Source organism: Burkholderia sp. Bp9015 (genome assembly GCF_003853505.1).
Lineage (GTDB): Bacteria > Pseudomonadota > Gammaproteobacteria > Burkholderiales > Burkholderiaceae > Burkholderia.
Window position 1 is genome coordinate 44,219 of sequence record NZ_QTPZ01000028.1, and the last position, 19,633, is coordinate 63,851.

The window sequence follows — 19,633 nt, forward strand, 5'->3', positions numbered from 1 at the left end:
GGAGACAATCATAATGAACGATTCCCGACGTCGTGTTCTTTCAGCCATGCTCGCGGCCACCTTCGCATTCGCGCCCGCGCTGCAGCCCGTCACCGTTGCCGCAGTCTATTCGAACGGCACCGCCACCGCCCAGTTCAACGTCACGCTCACGATCCAGGCCAACTGCGCAATCGCCGCGAACCCGCTTGCATTCGGCACGTCCGGCGTGCTCACGTCGGCACTCAACCAGCAGACCACGGTCTCCGTCACCTGCTCGAACTCGACGCCATACAACATCGGACTCGACGCCGGCTCGGTCAGCGGCTCGACGGTCGCCAGCCGGCTGATGGGCGGGACGACGAGCGGCAATACCGGCACGACGGTCGGCTACCAGCTCTACCAGGACTCGAGCCACACGACGATCTGGGGCAACACGCAAGGCACCGACACGGTCGGCGGCACCGGCAACGGTTCCGCGCAGATACTGAGCGTGTATGGACAGGTGCCGACGCAAGCGACGCCGAAGCCCGACACCTACCAGGCCACCGTCACGGCCACCGTGTATTTCTGACGCGCCGTGGCACCGTTCTCGCGCGCCTTGGCCGCGCTGTGCGTGGCGTCGGCGTCCGCGGCCGCCTGCGGCGCCACGCTGCAGATCATGCCCGTGACGATCGAGCTGCCGCCGTCGGCCGCCGCCGCGAGCATGACGCTCAGCAATCCGGGCGGACAGCCGATCTACGGCCAGGTCCGCGCCTATCGCTGGACGCAGGAAAACGGCGACGACGTGATGACGCCGACCGATGCGCTCGCCGCCTCGCCGCCGCTGTTGCAAATCGGCGCGAACGCCGAGCAGTTGATCCGGCTCGTACGCACGGGGCGCGGCGCGCCGGCCGCCGAGGAAAGCTATCGCGTATTGATCGACGAACTGCCGTCGCCCGGTACGCCGGTCGAGAACGGCATCACGATCCGGCTGCGCTATTCGGTGCCCGTATTCGTCGAGCCCGAAGGCACCCGGGCAGCGCCGCGCCTCGACTGGCGCGTCGAGCGCGACGGGTCCGGCACGCGGCTCGCGGTCGCCAACCGCGGCGAACGCCGTGCGCAGATTGCCGCGGTTCGGCTCGTCGACGCGCGCGGCACCGTGCACGACGTCACGCGCGGCCTGCTCGGCTACGCGCTCGCGGGCAGCACGCGACGCTGGCCGCTCAAGCTGGATGCGGGCGCGGCGGGATTCGTCAGGATCCAGGCGACCGTCAACGCGCAGCCGGTCGAGGCCCGGCTGACATCGCCCTGATCCACGCCGGAGGATCGCACGACGTTGCCCGTTCCGACGACGAGCACGGCCCTCCGGGCTGCCTGCCCCGCGCGACATGCCCGGCCCGCCGCTGCTGCGCTTTCGCTGGCGTTTTCACTTGCACTCACGCTGGCCGTGCACGCAGGTGCCGGATGCGCACAGACGGCGCCGCAGGCGGCACCGGCAGCCGCCCCCGCGCCTGCTCAGGACACCCTGTTTCTCGACGTGTCGCTCAACGGTGAACCGACGCACCGGATCGCACGCTTCCAGCAAATCGACGGCCGGCTGTACGCGGCGTCCGCCGACCTGAACGACCTGGGCATCGCGACCGGCGACCGGGCGACCGCGCCGTCGAACACGCCCGTCGCGCTCGACACGCTCGCGGGGCTGCGCTACGACTACGACGCGGGCCGGCAGACGCTCGACCTGCGGGTGCCCGACGCGCTGCGCATCCCGCACACGTTCGATACGCGCGCGCTCGCGGCCGCGCCGCCCGCCACCTCCGGCCGCGGCTTCGTGCTGAACTACGACGCCTACGCGCAGACCGTCGCCCATGCGCCGCTCGCGGTCTGGAGCGAGGCGCGCTATTTCGATCCGGCCGGCGTGTTCAGCAGCACCGGCATCGCGTACCTGTACGACGACCGCCGGCGCTACGTGCGCTACGACACGTCGTGGAGCCACTCGAACCCCGGCACGCTCACGACGACCCAGATCGGCGACACGATTTCGTCGTCGTTGGCATGGACGCGCTCGCTGCGCCTCGGCGGCGTGCAGTGGCGCAGCAACTTCGGCCTGCGCCCCGACCTCGTCACGTTTCCGGTACCTGCGCTGTCCGGCAGCGCGGTCGTGCCGACCTCGGTCGACCTGTACGTGAACAACGTGCGCCAGTTCAGCGGCGACGTGCCGAGCGGGCCGTTCGTGATCAACAGCGTGCCCGGGATCACCGGCGCCGGCAACGCGACGGTCGTCACGCGCGACGCGCTCGGCCGCTCGATCGCGACGTCCATTCCGCTGTACGTCGATACGCGCCTGCTCGCGCCGGGCCTCGCCAGCTATTCGGCGGAAGCCGGGTTCCTGCGCCGCGCTTATGGCGACGATTCGTTCGACTATGCGCGCACACCGGCGGCGAGCGGCTCGCTGCGCTACGGCATCAGCGAGCGGCTGACCGTCGAGGCGCATGCGGAAGCGACGGCCGGCGTCTACAACGCAGGTGCCGGCGCGCTCGCGCGCCTCGGCGAACGCGGCGTGGCGAATGCGTCGCTCGCGGTCAGCGCCCCGGGCCGCGCGGGCGTGCAGGCCGGCGTCGGCTACCAGTACGTGACGCCGCGCTTCTCGATCGATGCGCAGACGCTGCGCGCCTTCGGCGACTACAGCGACCTCGGCAGCCGCGAAGGCGTGCCGGTCTCGCGCGCCACCGACCGCGTCACGATCTCGTTCCCGTTCCTGCGCGCGCAGACCCTGTCGTTCAGCTATCTCGCCCTCAAGTATCCCGGCGTCGCCGCGTCGCGCATCGGCTCGATCGCGTACCTGGTCAATCTCGGCGGGCTGACATCGATCACGTTCAGCGGCTTCCAGGACTTCCGGCAGCACGACGCACGCGGCTTCTTCGTGAGCCTGAGCGTCGGGCTCGACGGCAACACGTCGGTCTCGACGAACGCCGGACGGCAGAACGGCGATTCGACTTACACGCTGAACGCGACACGGCCGCCCGACTACGGCGGCGGCGGCGGCTGGAACGTGCAGGCGGGCGCCAACGCGGGCGTCCGCTACGCGCAGGGGCAACTGCAGTATCTCGGCCGCGCCGGCCAGGTCGCGCTGCTCGCGCAATCGTTCGACGGGCGCGGCAACGCGTCGGTCGACGTCACGGGCGCGCTCGTGCTGATGGACGGCCGGCTGATGACGGCGCGCCGCGTCGACGACGGTTTCGCGCTCGTCTCGACCGACACCGGGCGCGTCCCCGTGCTGCACCAGAACCGGCTGATCGGCGAGACGGACCGGGCCGGCTACCTGCTCGTGCCCGACCTGAATGCCTATCAGAGCAATCGCGTCGCGATCGACGGCACCGCGCTGCCCGCCGACGCACGGATCGCCGACACGACGCTCGACGTCGTGCCGCAGGCGCGCTCCGGCGTGCTCGCGCACTTCGCGGTGACCCGCTACAGCGCCGCGTCGATCGCGCTGCGCGCGCCGGACGGCACGCCGCTGCCGCCCGGGCTCGAGGTTCGCCACGTCGAAAGCGGCCAGCGCACGATCGTCGGCTATGACGGCCTGACCTTCGTCGACGGCCTCGTCGCGAACAATCACCTCGAAATCTCCGGCGACGGCCGCGGCTGCGCCGTCGCATTCGCGTATCGGCGCCCGGACGACGGCACGCTGCCGCGGATCGGACCGCTGACGTGCAGCCCCCCGTGAGCCGCGCCCGTTCGCGGCCGGCGCACGCGTCGGCCGCCCGCCCCACGAATGCTAGAATTGCGGGATTCCCTCGGCGGCGCACGCCGCCCAACTCCCCTTCGAAGAATCGCCATGACGTCCCAACTGCACAAAAAGGGCGAGGCCTGGTCGGCCCGCTTCTCGGAACCGATGTCGGAGCTGGTCAAGCGCTACACGTCGTCGGTGTTTTTCGACAAGCGCCTCGCGCTCGTCGACATCGCCGGCTCGCTCGCGCACGCGAGCATGCTCGCGGCGCAGAAGATCATCAGCGCCGACGACCTCGCCGCGATCGAACGCGGGATGACGCAGATCAAGGGCGAGATCGAGCGCGGCGAATTCGAATGGCAGCTGGATCTCGAGGACGTCCACCTGAACATCGAGGCGCGCCTCACCGCGCTGATCGGCGACGCCGGCAAGCGCCTGCACACGGGCCGCTCGCGCAACGACCAGGTCGCGACCGACATCCGTCTGTGGCTGCGTGGCGAGATCGACCGCATCGGCGGCCTCCTGAACGACCTGCGCGGCGCGCTGATCGACCTCGCGGAGCAGAACGCGGACACGATCATGCCGGGCTTCACGCACCTGCAGGTCGCGCAACCGGTCACGTTCGGCCACCACCTGCTCGCGTACGTCGAGATGTTCACGCGCGACGCCGAGCGCATGCGCGACTGCCGCACCCGCGTGAACCGCCTGCCGCTCGGCGCGGCCGCGCTCGCCGGCACCAGCTATCCGATCGACCGCCACGCGGTCGCGAAGACGCTCGGCTTCGACGGCATCTGCGCGAACTCGCTCGACGCGGTGTCGGATCGCGACTTCGCGATCGAATTCACGGCGGCATCCGCGCTCGTGATGACGCACGTGTCGCGCTTCTCCGAGGAACTCGTGCTGTGGATGAGCCCGCGCGTCGGCTTCATCGACATCGCCGACCGCTTCTGCACCGGCAGCTCGATCATGCCGCAGAAGAAGAACCCGGACGTGCCCGAGCTCGCGCGCGGCAAGACGGGCCGCGTGAACGGCCACCTGATGGCGCTCCTCACGCTGATGAAGGGCCAGCCGCTCGCGTACAACAAGGACAACCAGGAAGACAAGGAACCGCTGTTCGACACGGTCGACACCGTCGCCGACACGCTGCGGATCTTCGCCGAGATGGTCGCGGGCATCACCGTGAAGCCGGACGCGATGCGCGCGGCCGCGCTGCAGGGCTTCTCCACCGCCACCGACCTCGCCGACTACCTGGTGAAGCGCGGCCTGCCGTTCCGCGACGCGCACGAAGCCGTCGCGCACGCGGTGAAGATCTGCGACGACCGCGGGATCGATCTCGCCGACCTGACGCTCGACGAAATGAAGCAGGAGCTGCCGAACGTCGCGCACCTGATCGGCGACGACGTGTTCGGCTACCTGACGCTCGAAGGGTCGGTCGCGAGCCGCAACCACCCGGGCGGCACGGCCCCCGATCAGGTGCGTGCGGCGGTCAAGGCCGCGCGCGCCGCGCTCGGCAAGTAAGCACGCTGTCACGAGCGGACGCCTTCGGCGTCCGTTCTTCATTCGGGCGGCCGTCGCGCCGCCCGACGCCTTCCCCGCTGTTCCGTTTTCCCGTTTCCGGACACCGCCGATGACCTTCTCCGCCGCGCTCTTCGACATGGACGGCCTGCTCGTCGATTCCGAGCGGACCATCATGAACACGTGGATCGACGTGTCGAACGCGCACGGCGTCGTGCTGACCGAGATCGACTACCTGCAGATCGTCGGCCGCTCGTTCGCCGAAGGCCAGGTGATTCTCGCGCGGCTGATCGGCCATCCCGACACGTTCGACGCCGTGCGCATCCGCGTGCGCGAGCAACTCGCCGCGCCCGAACCCCATCCGAAGTTTCCGCTGAAGTCCGGCGCGCTGGCGTTGCTCGAGACGCTCGCGCAGGCCGGCATTCCGTGCGCGGTCGCGTCGTCGTCAGCGCGCGACGTGATCCGTGCGCGGCTCGACGCGGTCGGCGTACTGCCGTTCTTCCGCGCGATCGCGGGCGGCGACGAAGTCGCGCGCGGCAAGCCCGACCCGGCCGTGTACCGGCTCGCGGCCGAACGCCTCGGCGTGCCGGCACACGCGTGCGTCGCGTTCGAGGACAGCGATTTCGGCGCGCAATCGGCCGCCGGCGCCGGCGCATCGGTCGTCACCGTGCCCGACCTGAAGGCGCCGACGCCCGAGATCATCGCGCTGAGCCTGCACGTGCTCGCGTCGCTCGACGATGCGGTCGCGCTCGTGCCGTCGTGGTTCGGCCGGCTGGACACGCAGCAGCCCGCGTAAGCGCCACGCGGCGCGCCACATGCAAACGGGCACCCGCGGGTGCCCGTTTTGCGTTGCCGCGCCGGATGACCGGCATCGCGGCGATCCTCAGTCGTTGCCGGCCGTCTCCGACAGCCGCTTCATCGTCGCGATGCGCGCGCCGATCAGGTCGACGCGGCCGTCCTCGCCGACGAGCGGCGCAGTCGAATCGCGGAACGCCTCCCACGCGCGTTGCGCGCGCACGAGCGTCGCGGCCGAATGCGCAGGCATCTTGCGACGCAGCTTCTGGTAATAGCGGTTCAAGTCGAACAGCGCGTGCTCGCATGCGGCATCCTGCACGCACGGCCGCACGCGGCGGACCGCCGGATCGCGCGGCGCGTTCGCCGGCTTGCCGCCGGCTGCCGCGGCGGCGCTTGGCGCCGCGACCGCCGCGCCACGGGTACCGCCCTGCGCACCGCTCGTGGCCGCCACCGGCACGGCGGCAGGCGGCGGTGCATAACGGTCGGCCGCCGCGCGCAGCGCCAACGCGCGATCGCGCACCGGCTGCAGCTGCATGTCGGCGCTCGACATCGCGTACGACGTGCCGCGCGTCGTGTCGTACACGGCCTTCAGCAGATGAATTTCATCCTTGCGCCACGTGACCCAGCGGCGCTGGCTGTCCTGCCAGCCGCGCTTCGCGTCGGCCGGCGCGTCGTTCGACAGGCGCTGGTACGCGCCGTCCATCACCGCCTGCCACTGCTGCTGCGCTTCGCCCATGCACTGGATCTGGCCGGCCGTCGACGACCGGTCGCGCCGCGCGAGACACTGCCGCATCGCGACGTCGATCGGGTCGGCCGCCGCCACTTCCGCATGCGCGACGCTCAGCCCCGCCGGCCCTGCCGACCAGCTCGCCCAGGCGACGAGCGCGGCCAGCGCCGCGCGTATCGTCCGGATTCGTCCCTGCGTCGCCATCAGTCGCGCACGCAGTCGACGAAGTACTCGACGCGCCCGTTCACCTCTTCCGCGACGAGGCCGTGGATATCGGTGTGGAAGCCCGGGAAGCGTTCGTTGAAGTCGCGCGCGAACCGCAGGTAGTTCACGATCGTCTTGTTGAAGCGCTCGCCCGGGATCAGCAGCGGAATGCCTGGCGGGTACGGCGTGAGCAGAATGCTCGTCACGCGGCCTTCGAGCTCGTCGAGCGGCACGCGGTCGATCTTGCGGTGCGCGAGCTTCGCGAACGCGTCCGACGGCTTCATCGCCGGCTCCATGTCCGACAGGTACATCTCCGTCGTCAGGCGTGCGATGTCGTTCGCGCGGTACACGTCGTGGATCTGCGTGCACAGGTCGCGCAGGCCGACGCGCTCGTAACGCGGATGCTGCGCGACGAATTCCGGCAGCACGCGCCACAGCGGCTGGTTGTTGTCGTAGTCGTCCTTGAACTGCTGCAGCTCGGTCACCATCGAGTTCCAGCGGCCCTTCGTGATGCCGATCGTGAACATGATGAAGAACGAGTACAGGCCGGTCTTCTCGACGATGATGCCGTGCTCGGCCAGGTACTTCGTGACGATCGCGGCCGGAATGCCCGTCTCGCCGAACTCGCCGTCGACGTCGAGCCCCGGCGTGATGATCGTCGCCTTGATCGGGTCGAGCATGTTGAAGCCTTCCGCCAGCGGGCCGAAGCCGTGCCAGTGGTCGTTCGGCTTCAGCATCCAGTCGTCGCGCGAGCCGATGCCTTCTTCCGACAGGTCGTCCGGACCCCACACGCTGAAGAACCAGTCGTCGCCGTACTCGGCGTCGACCTTGCGCATCGCGCGGCGGAAGTCGATCGCCTCGGCGATCGATTCCTCGACGAGCGCGGTGCCGCCCGGCGGCTCCATCATCGCGGCCGCGACGTCGCACGACGCGATGATCGCGTACTGCGGGCTCGTCGACGTGTGCATCAGGTACGCCTCGTTGAAGCGATGCTTGTCGAACGTGCGGTTCTCCGAATCCTGCACGACGATCTGCGACGCCTGCGAGATGCCGGCGAGCAGCTTGTGCGTCGAGTGCGTCGCGAACACGAGCGCGCCCGTGCGCGGGCGGCCGTCGCCGATCGCGTGCATGTCGCGGTAGAAGTCGTGGAACGTCGCGTGCGGCAGCCACGCTTCGTCGAAGTGCAGCGTGTCGAGCAGGTCGCCGAGCAGGTCCTTGATCATCTCGACGTTGTAGACGACGCCGTCGTACGTGCTCTGCGTGATCGTCAGGATGCGCGGCTTCATGTCCGGGTTCTGGCGCATCGCCTCGCGCGCGAACGGGTTCGCCTCGATCTTCCGGCGGATGTTCTCCGGCTTGAATTCGTCGCGCGGGATCGGCCCGATGATGCCGAAGTGGTTGCGCGTCGGCGTGAGGAACACGGGAATCGCGCCCGTCATCGTGATCGCGTGCAGGATCGACTTGTGGCAGTTGCGGTCGACCAGCACGATGTCGCCGGGAGCGACCGTCGCGTGCCAGACGATCTTGTTCGACGTCGACGTGCCGTTGGTCACGAAGAACAGGTGGTCCGCGCTGAAGATGCGCGCCGCATTGCGCTCGGACGCCGCGACCGGGCCCGTGTGATCGAGCAGCTGGCCGAGTTCGTCGACCGCGTTGCAGACGTCGGCGCGCAGCATGTTCTCGCCGAAGAACTGGTGGAACATCTGGCCGAGCGGGTTCTTCAGGAACGCGACGCCGCCCGAGTGGCCCGGGCAGTGCCACGAGTACGAGCCTTCGTCCGCGTACTTCACCAGTTCCTTGAAGAACGGCGGCGCGAGCGAGTCGAGATAGACCTTCGCCTCGCGGATGATGTGGCGCGCGACGAACTCCGGCGTGTCCTCGAACATGTGGATGAAGCCATGCAGTTCGCGCAGGATGTCGTTCGGCAGATGCCGCGACGTGCGCGTCTCGCCGTACAGGAAGATCGGGATGTCCGCGTTGCGGCGGCGCACTTCGGTGACGAACGCGCGCAGCTCGATGATCGCGGTCGCGAGCTCGGGCAGTTCGCCGTCCGGGCCCGTTTCGCCGAGCATGAGTTCGTCGTCGTCGATCGACAGGATGAAGCACGACGCGCGGCTCGATTGCTGCGCGAACGACGTCAGATCGCCGTAGCTCGTGAGGCCGAGGACTTCGACGCCCTCCTTCTCGATCGCTTCGGCCAACGCCCGGATGCCGGAGCCCGAGATGTTCTCGGAGCGGAAATCTTCGTCGATGATGACGACGGGGAAACGAAACTTCATGGGCGATTCTCCAAAAAGAACGACCGCGGCGCGTCACGCGCAGCGGTCACCCGGAAACTGGTGAGACGTTATGCAACCAGATCAGGTTTTCGGCAGCGTGACACCGCGCTGACCCTGATACTTGCCGCCGCGATCGGCGTACGACACGTCGCACACTTCGTCGCTTTCGAAGAACAGCACCTGCGCGACACCTTCGTTCGCGTAGATCTTCGCGGGCAGCGGCGTGGTATTCGAGAATTCCAGCGTGACGTAGCCTTCCCACTCGGGTTCGAACGGCGTCACGTTGACGATGATCCCGCAGCGCGCGTAGGTCGACTTGCCGAGGCAGACGGTGAGCACGGTGCGCGGGATGCGGAAATATTCGACGGTGCGAGCCAGCGCGAACGAGTTCGGCGGGATGATGCACACGTCGCCCTTGAAATCGACAAACGAACCCTCGTCGAAGTTCTTCGGATCGACGATCGTCGAGTTGATGTTCGTGAAGATCTTGAATTCGTCCGCGCAGCGGATGTCGTAGCCGTAGCTCGACGTGCCGTAGCTGACGATCCGGCGACCGTCCTCGGACGCGCGGACCTGATCGGGCACGAACGGCTCGATCATCTTGTGTTCTTCGGCCATGCGCCGAATCCACTTGTCGGACTTGATGCTCATGCCAGCCTCCGCCGGGCCGTCCCAAGAAGGCTGGCCGTCCCCGCGGGGGACAGCGGACGAAGTGAGCGTTGGGGTCGTTTCATATCGGGGCGCCAGGAAACGCTGCGTGACAGTCAGGGAGGGTCGCTCGCGACGCGGCGACCCGGAAAGGCGCACATTTTACGCGATCATCGGCTCGCGTACGCGGCGGCCGTCAACGGATCACGCCACAGGCGAGCGCGGGTCCCGCGCCATGCTGCGGAAACGCCGGATCGCTCGGGTCGCGGTGGACCAGCGCCGCGCGGTTCAGCGCGGAGCGCACGCCGTCGAGGGCCAGATCGGGCGCGACGATGAAACCGGCCGCGACGCCGTTCGCATCCGCATGGATGTTGCCGAGATCGCCGGCGACCCGCGCGCCCGCGCGCAGCCGGTCGGCGGCCGGCGCGAACACCTGGCCGGCGCTCGAGCCGTCGCCCGCGTTGCAGTCGCCGCGCTCGTGCACCTGCAGCGCGTGATCGCTGTTCGGCGGCAGGCCGGCCAGGTTGTACGTGACCTGGACGCCATCCGGGCGTTCGACGAACGTCACCGCGCCGCGCGCCTGCGAGCCGACGGTCGGCTGCAACTGCGCGTCGGCACGCTTTTCGTGCGACGAGGAAAAAGAGGTACAGCCGGCCAGCAGGCCCAGCGCGGCGGCGGCCAGCAGCGCGCGCCGCGCGCGGCCGGCGCGCACGCCGTGATGTCGTTGGTTCATTCGATCCTCATGCCGGCTGGCGGCCATTTGACACGGCGGCCATGCCGGGCGGGTAAAGGGACCCGGGAAAAGTCGCCATGATACCGCGCCTCGCGGCGCCGTAAACAGCGTGAGGCCCCGCCCCGCAAGGGTTTTACGTATTTTGAACAACGATCGACGGGAACTTCGACGTCATGTCGCGTGCGCGCTCGGCGATCGCCAGCGCGACCCCGCGCGCGATGTCGCGATAGCGCCGCGCCAGCGCGCCGTCCGGTTCGGCCGCGACCGTCGGCGTGCCGCTGTCGGCGCGCTCGCGGATCGCGATGTCGAGCGGCAGGCTGCCGAGCACGGTCACGCCGTAGTCCTGCGCCATCCGCTCGGCACCGCCCGCGCCGAAGATGTGCTCTTCGTGGCCGCAGTTCGAGCACACGTGGATGCTCATGTTCTCGACGATACCGAGGATCGGAATCCCGACCTTCTCGAACATCTTCAGGCCCTTCTTCGCGTCGAGCAGCGCGATGTCCTGCGGGGTCGTGACGATCACGGCGCCGGTCACCGGCACGCGCTGCGCGAGCGTGAGCTGGATGTCGCCCGTGCCCGGCGGCATGTCGACGATCAGGTAGTCGAGCTCGCGCCAGTTGGTCTGTCGCAGCAGCTGCTCGAGCGCCGACGTCGCCATCGGGCCGCGCCACACCATCGGGTTGTCTTCCTCGATCAGGAAGCCGATCGAGTTCGCCTGCAGCCCGTGGCCGACCAGCGGGTTCATCGACTGGTTGTCGGGCGACTCGGGCCGCTGGCCGTGAATGCCGAGCATGGTCGGCAGCGACGGACCGTAGATGTCGGCGTCGAGAATGCCGACCGACGCGCCTTCCGCGGCGAGCGCGAGCGCGAGGTTGACGGCCGTCGTGCTCTTGCCGACGCCGCCCTTGCCCGACGCGACCGCGACGACGTTCTTCACGTTCGGCAGCAGCTTCACGCCGCGCTGCACCGTGTGCGCGACGATCTCCTGCGACACGGCGACGCGTGCGTCACGCACGCCCGGCACGGCCTTCAGCGCAGCGGCGATGCGCGCGCGCACGTCGTCGTGCTGGCTGCGCGCGGGATAGCCGAGCACCACGTCGACCGCCACGGCGTCGCCGTCGATCGCGACGTTGCGCACGCCCTTGTTCGCCGCGTAAGGACGGCCCGTATTGGGGTCGACGACAGCCGCCAATGCGGCGTCGACTTGTGCCCGGTCAATGCTCATCGAAACTCCGTGAAAACGTTTTTCTCTCGCGCAAACGTCAAGAAATATCAAATAACGCTGCGAAAATCGGGAAAAGTGAAAGAATCTGTTGCACGCCATTGCGCGAACGCGCGCGGCGGAGCAATCTTCGCGTGCGGCATGCTATGGGGCCAAATCGGCCACGAACCGCCTATATTGTAGAGGCTGACGCATCACCCTGTCCGGAACAGCCACGCTGGCGAACAGGGCATGCAGCCGCCTCGGCGGCTGCCGCGGGCACGGGCCTGCCCACCTTTTTCGGGCGTCCGTGCCGGGAGCCGTAACTGTTGTTTGTCGTCGTTGTCGACTCGTTCAACCAAGAGAGGAATTCAAGATGAACATGAAAATCGCGACTCGCCTGTCCGTCTTCGCCTTGGCCGGCGCACTGCTGGCAGGCTGCGCCACGCAGCAAGGCAACAACACGGCCGTCGGGACCGGCACGGGCGCAGCGCTCGGCGCAGGCATCGGCGCGCTGGCCGGCGGCGGCAAGGGCGCGGCGATCGGCGCGGGCGTCGGCGCACTGGTCGGCGGCGTGACGGGTTACAACTGGCAGGCGATCAAGAACAAGCTCGCGCCGTCGGCAGCCAAGACGGGCACGCAGGTGACCGAGCAGCCGGACGGCTCGCTGAAGCTGAACGTGCCGAGCTCGGTGACGTTCGCGACCAACCAGTACGCGATCACGCCGGCCTTCACGCCGCTGCTGAACGACCTGGCGACGACGCTGAACCAGAACCCGCAAGTGACGGCGTCGGTCGTCGGCTACACGGACAGCACGGGTTCGCAGCAGCTGAACCAGACGCTGTCGCAGAACCGTGCGCAGAGCGTCGTCAACGCGCTGGTGCAGCGTGGCGTCGCCGGCGGCCGCCTGGCGGCACAGGGCATGGGCCCGTCGAACCCGATCGCGGACAACGCGACCGAAGCCGGCCGCGCACAAAACCGCCGCGTCGAGATCTACCTGCGCGCGGCCCAGCAGTAAGCATCGTCGCGAGAGGAAACGGGGTCGCGCGCCGGGCGCGCGCCCCCGCCGCACAAGGCTTTCAGCGGGCTCCGTAACAAATCGAAAAAAATTTCGAACTTCTGTCGCGACCCGCGGTCTGTCTTTACGGTACGCGGCTGGCGCTGCCGGCGCGTCACCATTCTCCTCTTGTCGTTGTTGCTCCGGGGCCGAATTCGCCCCGGTTTTTTTTGCCCGGAATTCGCCTGCTGCATCGCAGCATCGCACCGCCGGGCACGCCGCCGCCGCGGCCCCGCCCCTTCCGGCGCCCGATCCACGGCGCCCACGCCGGCTGACCTGCGCGCGCCCCTGCTAGAATCGCAGTTTCCGTCGTTTCCGCCGTTCTTCTACAGACCCTATGTCCGCATCCGACCTCACTTCCGTGCAGGCTGCGGCGCCGCAAGGCAGCCGCCAGATCCTCGTTACGTCCGCACTGCCCTATGCCAACGGCCAGATCCACATCGGCCACCTGGTCGAGTACATCCAGACCGACATCTGGGTGCGGACGCTGCGAATGCACGGTCACGAGGTCTACTACATCGGCGCCGACGACACGCACGGCACGCCGGTCATGCTGCGCGCGGAGAAGGAAGGCCTGACGCCGAAGCAGCTGATCGAGCGCGTGTGGACCGAGCACAAGCGCGACTTCGACAGCTTCGGCGTGTCGTTCGACAACTTCTACTCGACCGACTCGGACGAGAACCGCGTGCTGAGCGAGAAGATCTACCTCGCGCTGAAGGAAAACGACCTGATCGCCGAGCGCGAGATCGAACAGGCGTACGACCCGGTCAAGGAAATGTTCCTGCCGGACCGCTTCATCAAGGGCGAATGCCCGAAGTGCCACGCGAAGGACCAGTACGGCGACAACTGCGAAGTGTGCGGTTCGACCTACCTGCCGACCGAACTGCTGAACCCGTACTCGGTCGTGTCCGGTGCGACGCCGGTGCGCAAGACCTCGACGCACTACTTCTTCCGCCTGTCCGATCCGCGCTGCGAGTCGTTCCTGCGCGAATGGGTCAGCGGACTCGCACAGCCCGAAGCGACCAACAAGATGCGTGAATGGCTCGGCGACGCCGGCGAGGCCAGGCTCGCCGACTGGGACATCTCGCGTGACGCGCCGTACTTCGGCTTCGAGATCCCGGGCGCGCCCGGCAAGTACTTCTACGTGTGGCTCGACGCGCCGGTCGGCTACTACGCGAGCTTCAAGAACCTGTGCGACCGCAACGGCATCGACTTCGATGCGTGGATCCGCCCGGGCACGAAGGCCGAGCAGTACCACTTCATCGGCAAGGACATCCTGTATTTCCACACGCTGTTCTGGCCGGCGATGCTCGAGTTCTCGGGCCATCGCACGCCGACCAACGTGTTCGCGCACGGCTTCCTGACGGTCGACGGCGCGAAGATGTCGAAGTCGCGCGGCACGTTCATCACCGCGCAGAGCTACATCGACACGGGCCTGAACCCGGAATGGCTGCGCTACTACTTCGCCGCGAAGCTGAACGCGACGATGGAAGACATCGACCTGAACCTCGACGATTTCCAGGCGCGCGTGAACAGCGACCTCGTCGGCAAGTACGTGAACATCGCGAGCCGCGCGGCCGGCTTCCTGCTCAAGCGTTTCGACGGCCGCGTGCAGGACAGCGCGATGAACCATCCGCTCGTCGCGACGCTGCGCGACGCGATTCCGGCGATCGCCGCGCACTACGAAGCGCGCGAATACAGCCGCGCGCTGCGCCAGACGATGGAGCTCGCGGACGAAGTGAACGCGTACGTCGACGGCGCGAAGCCGTGGGAACTCGCGAAGGATCCGGCCAACGCGGTCGCGCTGCACGAAACCTGCAGCGTGAGCCTCGAGGCGTTCCGCCTGCTGTCGCTCGCGCTGAAGCCGGTGATGCCGCGCGTGGCCGAAGCCGTCGAGGCCTTCTTCGGGATCGCGCCGCTCACGTGGGCCGACGCCGCGAAGCCGCTGTCGTCCGCGCAGCCGATCAAGGCGTACCAGCACCTGATGACGCGGGTCGATCCGAAGCAGATCGACGCGCTGCTCGCCGCGAACCGCGATTCGCTGCAGGCCGAGGCCGCCGGCGCCGCTGCCGCGGGAGCAACCGCCGCCAACGCCGCGAAGGACGCGAAAAACGCCAAGGCGAACGCGAAGGTGGCTGCGGCGAACGGCGCCGACGACGGTCCGATCTCGATCGACGATTTCGCGAAGATCGACCTGCGCATCGCGAAGATCGTCGCGTGCCAGGCCGTCGAGGGCTCCGACAAGCTGCTGCAGCTCACGCTCGACGTCGGCGAGGAAAAGACCCGCAACGTGTTCTCGGGCATCAAGTCCGCGTACCAGCCCGAGCAGCTCGTCGGCAAGCTGACGGTGATGGTTGCGAACCTCGCGCCGCGCAAGATGAAGTTCGGGCTGTCCGAAGGGATGGTGCTCGCCGCGTCGGCGGCCGACGAGAAGGCCGAGCCGGGCCTCTACATCCTCGAGCCGCACAGCGGCGCGAAGCCCGGCATGCGCGTTAAGTAAGCCGCACGCGCCGCTGCTTGCACAAGAAGCCCCGCACCACGTGCGGGGCTTTTTCATGGGCGGCCGCGAGCGGCGCCGCGGCCGGTGGTTGCAGGTCGGCGTGACGCTCGCCGCTACGCGGGCAGGCTTCGGCGCGTGCGCACGCGCGAACCGGAGCGCCGGCGCGCGTGGCCGACCGGCCAGGCGCCCGCTTCGTCACCGCTGGCCGAACCAGCGATCGAAACGCCGCGTGTAGTTCAGGTCGACGCCCTGGAACGTGCCGCCGTACGCGGACACCGACCAGAAGCGCGTCAGGTTGATCGTCGCCTTGAACGCGTTGCTCGCCGATTGCAGCCCTTGCTCGTAACCGAGCACGAAGCGCTCGTTGATTGCCTTCGAGATCTGCACGACCTGCGCATCGGTCAGGCCGACGTCGCTGCGGCCGATCGAGAATTCGTCGAGACCGATGCTCTGCGCGACGCGCTTGCCGGTCGCGCTGCCGAGCAGCCCGAGCGCGGCGGTCATCGCGTTCTGCTGACCGACGTTGTTGCCCTGGTCGGTGCCGTGCCCGAACAGCAGCCACGACAGCTTTTCGTTGTCGGTGACGTTCGGCTCGGACACGAGCTTGACCGTCGGCGACTGGATCGTGCCGGTGACCTGCACGCCAGCCTCGACCTCCTGGTTGCGCCGCATCGCGAGGATGTTCACGCCCGGATTCGACACCGGGCCGTTGAACGTGAAGAAGCCGTTCTCGACCGCGAGCTTGCGGCCGAACGACGTATACGTCGAGCCTTCCGTCACGCGCACGTTGCCGACCGCGCGCAGCGGCACGCCCGGCGCACTCATCACGGTGATCGTGCCGCGCAGGCCGAGATCCGCGCCGTGCCCCTTGAAGCGGAAGTTGTTGCCGAGCCCGATGTCGATGTTCGCGCGCGGCGCGAGCGACGGCGCCGGCTTGTCCTCGACCTTCTGCGGCTTCGCGACCGCCGTACCGGTCTGCACGTCGCCGCGCACCGTGCCGTCCGGGCGCACGATCACGACGTCGTCGGACAGGTGCGGCGCCGACTCCTCCGGCAGGTCGAACAGCGCGCGGTCGACGACGAACTTGCCGTCGATCGACAGTGCGCCGCGCGGCCCGTCGTTCGCGACGGTCGCCTTGCCCGACAGCGACAGCTTGCGATCCGGCGCCGCGAACAGCTCGAGCTTGTCCGCGACGATGCTCGCGGTCAGGTCGGGCGCCTCGCCGTCGAGACGCACGCGGCCGATCGCGCGCAGCGTTCCGTCGCCGCCGTGGAACTCGACCTGCTGGAATTCGACGAGGTTCTCCGCGAGCTTCACGCGCACGATGCCGTCCTTCAGCTGCACGCCCTGATCGACGAGCGTCGCGGACAGGTCGTCGCCGGTCAGCATCCCCGACACGTTCGGCTTCACCGGCGTGCCCGCGACCGTCAGCTTCAACGCCGCGCGCCCGCCGAGCAGGTAGCTCGGCCCGAACAGGTTGCCGGTCGCCTTCAGCGACGGAATGTCGGCGTCGATGCGGCCCGACAGCGGGCCGTCGTCGACGACGCCGAACACGCCGTCGCGCAGCGCGAACGGCACGGTGACGTTCGCGTCGAGCGTGCCGACCCGGTTCGCCTTCGCGAGCGCCACCACGTTGAGCCGGTTGCCGGGTGCAAAGCTCGCGCGCGCGGACAGGTCGGTCAGCCCGAGCGACGCAATACCGCGCCCGGTCTCGATCGTCACGTCGCCGCCGCGCCGCTTCACCTGCACGTAGCCCGTCGCGTTCGCGCCGAGCGAGAAATCCCAGTCGGCATCGAGCACGACGTCGGTGCGCACCGGCGGCCGCTGGCCCGTCAGTTCCTGGCGGATCTCGAGGAAACGGGCGACCGATGCATCGCGCACGGCACCTGCCGAGCGCATCTGGCCGTGGTCGAACACGAACGACTTCAGGTCGATCGCCGCGCCTTCGAGCGTGAGCCGCGTCGCGCCGAGCGTCACGCGGCCGGCGCCGGCCGACACCGCAAGCGGCGCCTGCAGCGCCACCGCCGGCGTGCCGCGGTTCGCGAGGCGCGTGACGGTGCCGTCCCAGCGCGTTCCGTCGCGGCTCTCGACCACGCCGCCGTTCGCCGCGAGCGTCAGGTCGATCACGCGGCCGCCGGCCGTCCCCATCGCCGACGCGTCGAGCGTGTGCTTCGCGCGCGTGCCGTCGAGGTTCGCGCGCAGCGATTTCAGTTGCAGCGAGCCGAGTGCGATGTCGGTCGCGTCGGCCGTGAATACGAGCGCGCCGTGCGCGCCGTCGCGGATGTCGGCGCGCCCCTGCGCGGCACCGATCCGGTTCGAGCCGACCACGACGTGCTGGGCCTTGTAGGTGGCCGTCACGTTCGGATGCGCGAAGCTGCCGGTCAGCTCGCCCTGCGCCTGCACGAGCCCCTGCACGCCGAAGCCGAGCCGGTCGAGCTCCGGTGCGTCGACGACGAAGCGCAGCCGGTCGCCCGGCGCGCCGAAACTGCCGCGCAGATCGACGTGGTTGCCCGCGATCGACAGCGTCGCATTGCTCGGCAGGATCCGCGAGCCGGCGAACTGCACGACGCCCGCGCCGGTCAGCGGCACGCCGTCGTACAGGCTGTCGCCGAGCTTGAAGGTCGCCTTCGTCGACACCTGCGGCGCGAACGCGCCGGATGCCGTCAGCGTGCCCGATACGCGCGTCTCGCCGCGCCTGGCCGGCGCCTTGGCCGCGGCGGCGGTTTTGGTCGCTGTTTTGGTCGCTGTTTTGGCCACTTTTGCCGCCGGCTTGCCGCTACCGGCCTTCGGCGCGCCCATCGCCGCGAGCAGCAGCGGATCGAACGCGGTCAGCGTCGCCTTCGCGTCGTAGCTCGAATGCGCATCGTGACGGAACACGCCGGTCAGGTCGATACGGCCCTTGCCCGCCGTCACGCGTGCATCGGTCAGCACCGTCTGCTGCGGCGTCAGCGCGACCTTCGCACGCGCGCCGAGCGCGAGCTTCGGATCGTTCAGGTCGAAATCGACGGTCGTCACGTCGCCGGCGAGCGTCACGCCGAGCGGCCCGCCCAGGCGCATCGGCCGCAACTCGGCAATGAAGGCGTTCAGGTCGAGATTCGCGACCTTCAGGTCGAAGCGGCCCTTGCCGCCCGTCAGCGTGCCGTTGCCGGTCACGCTGCCGTCGCGGATCAGTTTCAGCGCGAGGCCGTCGATTCGCTGCGCGTGCGCGTCGAGATGGACGGTCGCATGCGCGTCGACGACCGGCAGCAGGTGCTCGCCGAACGTGCCGGGCTTCGCGTTGACGATCGACACGGGGCCGGTCACCGCGAACCCCTTCGCCGGGGCAGTGCCGGCCGGCGCGGTCACGGGCGCCAGCTCCGCGCGCACCGCGAGATCGGCGGCCGGCGCGCCCGGCGCGATCGCCTGCGGGTTCACGTGATCGAACGCGAGCGACGCGCGCGTGAGCGGCACCGTGCCGAACGGCGCGGCCTCGACGTGCGCGCGGCCGTTCAGTTTCATCCCGCTCGCGGTCACGTCGGCGACGAGCGCTTCGAGCGAACCCGATACGTTCGCGCTCGCGTTGACCGCTTCGTTGGCCAGCTTGCCCACGTAGGTCGCGTTGCCCGTCAGCGCGAACGGCTTCGCGCCGTCGAGCTTCGCGCGCGCGGTCAGCGCGCCGTACGGCGTGTCGACGCCATCGAGCGCGAGTTCATGGTGACGGCCGTCGCTGCGGCCGTTCAGCGCGAGATGGTCGAGCTGCGTCGTCGAGCCGCCTTCGTGGATCGCCAGGTGGTCGACACGCAGGTCGTCGATCCGCAACTGCAGCGGCAGGCTCAGGTCCTGCGGCGTCGCGGCCGGCTTCGACGGCCCCGGCACGATCCGCACGTCGACCGTGCCCGCGCGCAGGTAAGCGACCGACAGCCGCCACGGCGCGCGGGTCAGCACCCAGCGGCCCTCGAGCCGGTCGATCCGCACTTCGGTGCTCGTGCCGCCGGGGCTCGTCCATGCGAAGCCGCGCAGCCGCACGCCGGTCGCGAGCGCGCCGCCGTCCAGCGTGCCCGCCAGCCGGCCGCCGAGTACGCGCACGGCCGTCTGCCACGCGAGCCGCGTGCCGCGCTCGGTCGTCGCCGCGGCCAGCACGAGCCCGGCCGCCAGCACGACGAGCAGCACGGCCGTCACGAGCGTCCACGCGACGATCCGGCCCGCACGCCCGCGCCGCGGCCCGCGCGGCGGCGCACCGGGCGCGCGCTCGGGCGAGTCCGGATCGTTCGGCGGCGGCGTGTCGTTCGGGTCCTTCGTCATGCGGTTCG

13 protein-coding genes are annotated in these 19,633 nt (G+C 69.1%); 7 read left to right on the forward strand and 6 right to left on the reverse strand.

Annotated elements, in window-relative coordinates; translation table 11 throughout:
* Positions 1-13 precede the first annotated feature (13 nt).
* The 5 genes from DIE12_RS26250 to DIE12_RS26270 all read left to right on the forward strand — a co-directional run bounded on the left by DIE12_RS26250 (position 14) and on the right by DIE12_RS26270 (position 5,996).
* Positions 14-550: a spore coat U domain-containing protein gene (locus tag DIE12_RS26250; protein ID WP_124521563.1), complete on the forward strand. Its 537-nt coding sequence runs from the start codon at positions 14-16 to the stop codon at positions 548-550.
* Positions 551-556: 6 nt separating this feature from the next.
* Positions 557-1,270 (forward strand): molecular chaperone, encoded by a 714-nt coding sequence (locus DIE12_RS26255; protein ID WP_124521561.1) that lies wholly within the window; start codon positions 557-559, stop codon positions 1,268-1,270.
* Between the two features lie 24 nt (positions 1,271-1,294).
* A complete protein-coding gene (locus DIE12_RS26260; protein ID WP_124521559.1) occupies positions 1,295-3,682 on the forward strand; it encodes a fimbria/pilus outer membrane usher protein in 2,388 nt (795 codons plus the stop codon).
* A 111-nt stretch (positions 3,683-3,793) separates the two neighbouring features.
* Positions 3,794-5,203 carry an argininosuccinate lyase gene (argH, locus tag DIE12_RS26265; protein ID WP_044847728.1) on the forward strand — a complete coding sequence of 470 codons (1,410 nt, stop codon included), beginning with the start codon at positions 3,794-3,796 and terminating at the stop codon, positions 5,201-5,203.
* 109 nt (positions 5,204-5,312) lie between these two features.
* The gene (locus DIE12_RS26270) at positions 5,313-5,996 is read left to right on the forward strand and encodes an HAD family phosphatase (RefSeq protein WP_124521557.1); all 684 of its coding nucleotides are present in this window, start codon (positions 5,313-5,315) and stop codon (positions 5,994-5,996) included.
* 87 nt (positions 5,997-6,083) lie between these two features.
* Here DIE12_RS26270 and DIE12_RS26275 read toward each other — a convergent pair whose 3' ends face one another.
* The 5 genes from DIE12_RS26275 to apbC form a co-directional block, all read right to left on the reverse strand.
* Entirely contained in the window at positions 6,084-6,926 is an 843-nt protein-coding gene (locus DIE12_RS26275) for a lysozyme inhibitor LprI family protein (protein WP_124521555.1), read from the reverse strand.
* Complete coding sequence (locus DIE12_RS26280) at positions 6,926-9,205, reverse strand: arginine/lysine/ornithine decarboxylase (RefSeq protein WP_044847725.1); 2,280 nt, start codon at positions 9,203-9,205, stop codon at positions 6,926-6,928. The genes DIE12_RS26275 and DIE12_RS26280 overlap by 1 nt, the downstream gene beginning before the upstream one ends.
* 81 nt (positions 9,206-9,286) lie before the next feature.
* The gene (gene dcd / locus DIE12_RS26285; RefSeq protein ID WP_006398615.1) at positions 9,287-9,856 is read right to left on the reverse strand and encodes a dCTP deaminase; all 570 of its coding nucleotides are present in this window, start codon (positions 9,854-9,856) and stop codon (positions 9,287-9,289) included.
* A gap of 193 nt (positions 9,857-10,049) precedes the next feature.
* Positions 10,050-10,586: a superoxide dismutase [Cu-Zn] gene (sodC, locus tag DIE12_RS26290; RefSeq protein ID WP_044847724.1), complete on the reverse strand. Its 537-nt coding sequence runs from the start codon at positions 10,584-10,586 to the stop codon at positions 10,050-10,052.
* A 133-nt stretch (positions 10,587-10,719) separates the two neighbouring features.
* Positions 10,720-11,811, reverse strand: a complete 1,092-nt coding sequence (apbC, locus tag DIE12_RS26295) for an iron-sulfur cluster carrier protein ApbC (protein ID WP_124521553.1) — start codon at positions 11,809-11,811, stop codon at positions 10,720-10,722.
* Positions 11,812-12,163: 352 nt separating this feature from the next.
* Between apbC and DIE12_RS26300 the strand changes: the two genes are divergently transcribed.
* Together DIE12_RS26300 and metG are read left to right on the forward strand one after the other, a co-directional pair.
* On the forward strand, positions 12,164-12,805 hold the full coding sequence (locus tag DIE12_RS26300; RefSeq protein WP_044847722.1) for an OmpA family protein: 642 nt from the start codon (positions 12,164-12,166) through the stop codon (positions 12,803-12,805).
* A gap of 376 nt (positions 12,806-13,181) precedes the next feature.
* A complete protein-coding gene (metG, locus tag DIE12_RS26310) occupies positions 13,182-15,344 on the forward strand; it encodes a methionine--tRNA ligase (protein WP_044847721.1) in 2,163 nt (720 codons plus the stop codon).
* Positions 15,345-15,539: 195 nt separating this feature from the next.
* Here the strand turns inward: metG and DIE12_RS26315 are convergent, their stop codons facing one another.
* Positions 15,540-19,625: a translocation/assembly module TamB domain-containing protein gene (locus tag DIE12_RS26315; protein WP_124521551.1), complete on the reverse strand. Its 4,086-nt coding sequence runs from the start codon at positions 19,623-19,625 to the stop codon at positions 15,540-15,542.
* Positions 19,626-19,633 lie beyond the last annotated feature (8 nt).

Bases quoted from the DNA above. Each gene is read 5' to 3' on its own strand.
- argH (WP_044847728.1), top strand. From the start codon at position 3,794: ATGACGTCCCAACTGCACAAAAAGGGCGAGGCCTGGTCGGCCCGCTTC.
- sodC (WP_044847724.1), bottom strand. From the start codon at position 10,586: ATGAACCAACGACATCACGGCGTGCGCGCCGGCCGCGCGCGGCGCGCG.
- DIE12_RS26300 (WP_044847722.1), top strand. From the start codon at position 12,164: ATGAACATGAAAATCGCGACTCGCCTGTCCGTCTTCGCCTTGGCCGGC.
- metG (WP_044847721.1), top strand. From the start codon at position 13,182: ATGTCCGCATCCGACCTCACTTCCGTGCAGGCTGCGGCGCCGCAAGGC.
- DIE12_RS26315 (WP_124521551.1), bottom strand. From the start codon at position 19,625: ATGACGAAGGACCCGAACGACACGCCGCCGCCGAACGATCCGGACTCG.
- DIE12_RS26275 (WP_124521555.1), bottom strand. From the start codon at position 6,926: ATGGCGACGCAGGGACGAATCCGGACGATACGCGCGGCGCTGGCCGCG.
- DIE12_RS26250 (WP_124521563.1), top strand. From the start codon at position 14: ATGAACGATTCCCGACGTCGTGTTCTTTCAGCCATGCTCGCGGCCACC.
- dcd (WP_006398615.1), bottom strand. From the start codon at position 9,856: ATGAGCATCAAGTCCGACAAGTGGATTCGGCGCATGGCCGAAGAACAC.
- DIE12_RS26280 (WP_044847725.1), bottom strand. From the start codon at position 9,205: ATGAAGTTTCGTTTCCCCGTCGTCATCATCGACGAAGATTTCCGCTCC.
- DIE12_RS26270 (WP_124521557.1), top strand. From the start codon at position 5,313: ATGACCTTCTCCGCCGCGCTCTTCGACATGGACGGCCTGCTCGTCGAT.
- apbC (WP_124521553.1), bottom strand. From the start codon at position 11,811: ATGAGCATTGACCGGGCACAAGTCGACGCCGCATTGGCGGCTGTCGTC.